We start from the raw sequence: 3,344 nt of genomic DNA, 5'->3' as shown, positions 1-3,344 counted from the left end.
TGTCTTTATATGCCAGTACTCGCTTTCGAAAATCCAGACTATAGCCCATCTCACTTTATCCTTTGTCATATGAATCCAGCTATTATGTCATATTAATATGATTCTGCTATAGCTCCAAACGATAATCCTTCCAACTCTCACTTTCGCGACTCGATTGGGTCGACAGTATGTTATGAGCTTCATCAATTATCATGTGGAATGTTTGCTCTGGTGGACTCTGGTTCATAACCTGCTGCTTGTGTTCACTATAATAAAACTTAGCAAGCAAAAGTGGCATAACCTTCTTAATTTCTTGGTTAGTCCTTCGAAGTGATATCACTGACAATAGCATGTTTGCTGGTTTTTCTTTTCCAACGTCAAACACACGATCTAGTGCTGTCAATGACGCTTCTACTCTCTTTAGTAGAGGTTGGATATGGTCGAACTGAACATAACCGCTAGTGAGTGGAAATTTATCGCCATCATCATTGCGAGTATCTAATTGGTATACCTTCTTATGATCGCCTTCTGGTATTAACTGGTTATTTGTGTACTCTCCATTAAAGTCGATAACAACAAAGTGACTCTTGTTTATGAGCTTGTCCAGCTTATTGCGAAATAGCGTTGTGTATATGTTAGTCAGCGTATTAGATTTGCCACTACCGGTATTGCCGAAAATTCCTATATGAGTGTTGAATAGCTTTACCCAAGGTAGCGATATAGGTATTTCTTCAGTAAGCGTTTCACCGACAACGAAGTTGTCATCAGGCTTTCCAAAGATAGATTTAACCTGAGTGTCACTCATTAAATACGCGATATCACGGATCATTGGCAGGTGTTTTGTGCCTTCATGAAATTCATTGAACTGGAAATACCCAATTGGTACTAACTCAACTTTACGGATATAGCAGTCGTTCTCTTCGTCTTTTAGGCGTTCATCTAGGTATTCGCCTTGAACTCTGGCAACGATATCCTTGAACCCACGACGAATCAAAATGAACTCGTGGATCGATACGCCGTTGAATTTTTCACCGTTATAGAACAACGCCTCTTTGTTGGACTCTTCGTATAGTGTTACGGTGATATTAATACCTTTAACTGAAATTACTTCACCAATTGCGATACTCATTTGACACCACCAACGACAGCTTTAGGAATTAGTTTCATGGTTTCTTCAGACATAGGTTTGTTTAGTTTATTTATCGTGAAGTATTCATCATTGAAAAGCTTAAAATCTAATTTGCTATCTTCGGAGTAAATCAACTTAACATTTGGGTACTCTTTGAATATTTCTGACATCCTGTATTTCGTTGATTTGTCATAGCACATTACGTACATGGTTAATGACGGATTAGACAATGCTCGCTGTACAAGACTGAGAATGTGCTCGTCGGCAAAAGAGAAGCCGAAAACAATTAACTCTGAATTAGGGCGTTCAAGCTCATAACTGAGGTGACGAAGAATCTGATAGTAAGCCTCTTCAAAGACGGTTTCATAAAACTTCCACTTTGTAGGATTTACGATAGGCATCTTGTCATAGTTCTGCCAAAATCGGTCAGAACGAAGTTTCGTAAAATCTGTATTAAGTTCAAATTCACTCAGGTCATTGAGCGATTTATTTGTATCATCAAGAATCACTTTGCAGGCATCTAGAATATTATTTTCGTCTTGATTGAATTCTATGTTATAGCAGCTAGTACCGTAATTAAGTTCAATATCCCCATCTTTTTTGCCTTTCATCCAATGTACTGAGCCGTGAGCATGCAGAAGGTTTACTTGAGGAAGAAACTGTTCGTGGCGGTCAAACACGCCTTTATTTACGATACGGTTATTGAAATTTTTTGTGTGGAAAGTACGCGCTTGAAAACCAGTGCTACCATCATTAACGTTGAACTGAGATGTTCTTTCTGCCATCAATTCTTCGCTAACAATTTCAAAGCAATTATCGTAGTTAGTTGTGAAAATATTTGCTTTTTTGGCTGACGGTTTTTGCTTGTTTAAGACGTGAATCAAAGTAGTCATGAACCGCTTATATTCTTGAATAACACTTTCTTTATCTGGCAGTCTAAGAGAAGTAGGAGTATCTCTAGCTGGAATTAAAGGTAAACCAGGCTTAATACATTCTCGGTAGTACAACATGAACAGTAGTGTTGTCATGTCTTTGTTGTTTTCATATTTCTTTGCAAGTGTCTCGAATGTGCACTTACTACCATCTAGCTTCATCTCTAGTGCTAACGTCGGTAGAAAACCATGTGAAGCACCAGCACCAATAAGAAAGTTCAGGTTATGATCGTAGATTTGATGTAAGTTAAATTCAGCAGTCATTTAATCTATTTCCAAGCATAAGTCATGTCGATAGAAAGACTGAATAGCCACCGAATCAGAAAATACAGGTTGGCCACACAGACACAAAGCTTAATAAATATTGATCCATTAGCTAAATTTGGTCAAAAACAAAAGCTAAAGCATATAAGATATTGGGGCATAAAATGAGTTATTCGGATATCTTAATAACTCCTAACACAATAGTCGCAACTGCTTCATAGAGAGCTAAAACATTTAGCGTACTGACTTTATTTTGATTGTGAAATCGTCATATCTCAAATCGAAAAAATACCAATAGGTTTAGGATAATGTGTACCGACTAAGACTCGGTCTGACACTAATGATGACCTGAGAGAAATCTAATCAGACTGTCGGCTTTGTGCCAAAGTGGACATTGGAAAATATCAAAACTCTTCTCTATTATTGTTGTTTCATTCTCAGATATTTTAATAAAGCACTGGCATAATATTCAGCCAAATCATAATGTAAATCCATTTCGCACATTTTATGGTGCGCAAAATACAATACATAGAGAGGAAAATTCTGTTTTGGCTACACAAATCACCCCCGCCTGATTGAACTAACTTATGAGGCTGTGCTCAAGTCTTACTGGAAGAGAAATGCTCTTCGAAAATTTCTCTTGGCATCACATATTTCTAATAGTTTTGTTTCAGCGTGGCCAGATGAAGAGTCTAAGCGTGACTTTCTTGATCGTCTTTTCGAAAAGTTGCAAACGACAGATAAGGGAAAAGCTGTTATCTGGTCATACTCCCAATAATTAGATGTTGTGAGCATGACCCAAAAAAGGGAGGCATCCGCCTCCCTCAGATTACTGACAAAGTGCTGGTTTTTTATCCGGCACTTTGATTTAATCAAATTCCGTTCACCCGACGGAGCTTGCCGCCATGTTAAGAATACCCCCTCCCCAGACTTTCCCGCCCGAAACACTCTCGCTCGATGCGCTTGTGCCTCAACATCATTTAGTCCGTCAAGTCGATGCCGCCCTGGATTTCGAATTTATTCGGGAGTTAGTTGCCCCT

The 3,344-nt window shown here is 38.5% G+C and carries 2 protein-coding genes; both read right to left on the bottom strand.

The features are described 5' to 3' along the window. Nucleotides 1-106 precede the first annotated feature (106 nt). Entirely contained in the window at nt 107-1,108 is a 1,002-nt protein-coding gene (locus tag AACX38_RS05410) for an ATP-binding protein (protein ID WP_228865851.1), read from the bottom strand. Beyond that, nucleotides 1,105-2,304 carry an SIR2 family protein gene (locus AACX38_RS05405; RefSeq protein WP_228865850.1) on the bottom strand — a complete coding sequence of 400 codons (1,200 nt, stop codon included), beginning with the start codon at nt 2,302-2,304 and terminating at the stop codon, nt 1,105-1,107. The genes AACX38_RS05410 and AACX38_RS05405 overlap by 4 nt, the downstream gene beginning before the upstream one ends. Nucleotides 2,305-3,344: the final 1,040 nt, after the last annotated feature.

Origin of the sequence: Xenorhabdus sp. PB30.3 (assembly GCF_963895965.1) — a bacterium.
Lineage (GTDB): Bacteria > Pseudomonadota > Gammaproteobacteria > Enterobacterales > Enterobacteriaceae > Xenorhabdus > Xenorhabdus stockiae.
The sequence above is the reverse complement of the archived record's forward strand: the minus strand, read 5'-3'. Positions and strand labels throughout refer to the sequence as shown.

Bases quoted from the DNA above. Each gene is read 5' to 3' on its own strand.
- AACX38_RS05410 (WP_228865851.1), bottom strand. From the start codon at position 1,108: ATGAGTATCGCAATTGGTGAAGTAATTTCAGTTAAAGGTATTAATATC.
- AACX38_RS05405 (WP_228865850.1), bottom strand. From the start codon at position 2,304: ATGACTGCTGAATTTAACTTACATCAAATCTACGATCATAACCTGAAC.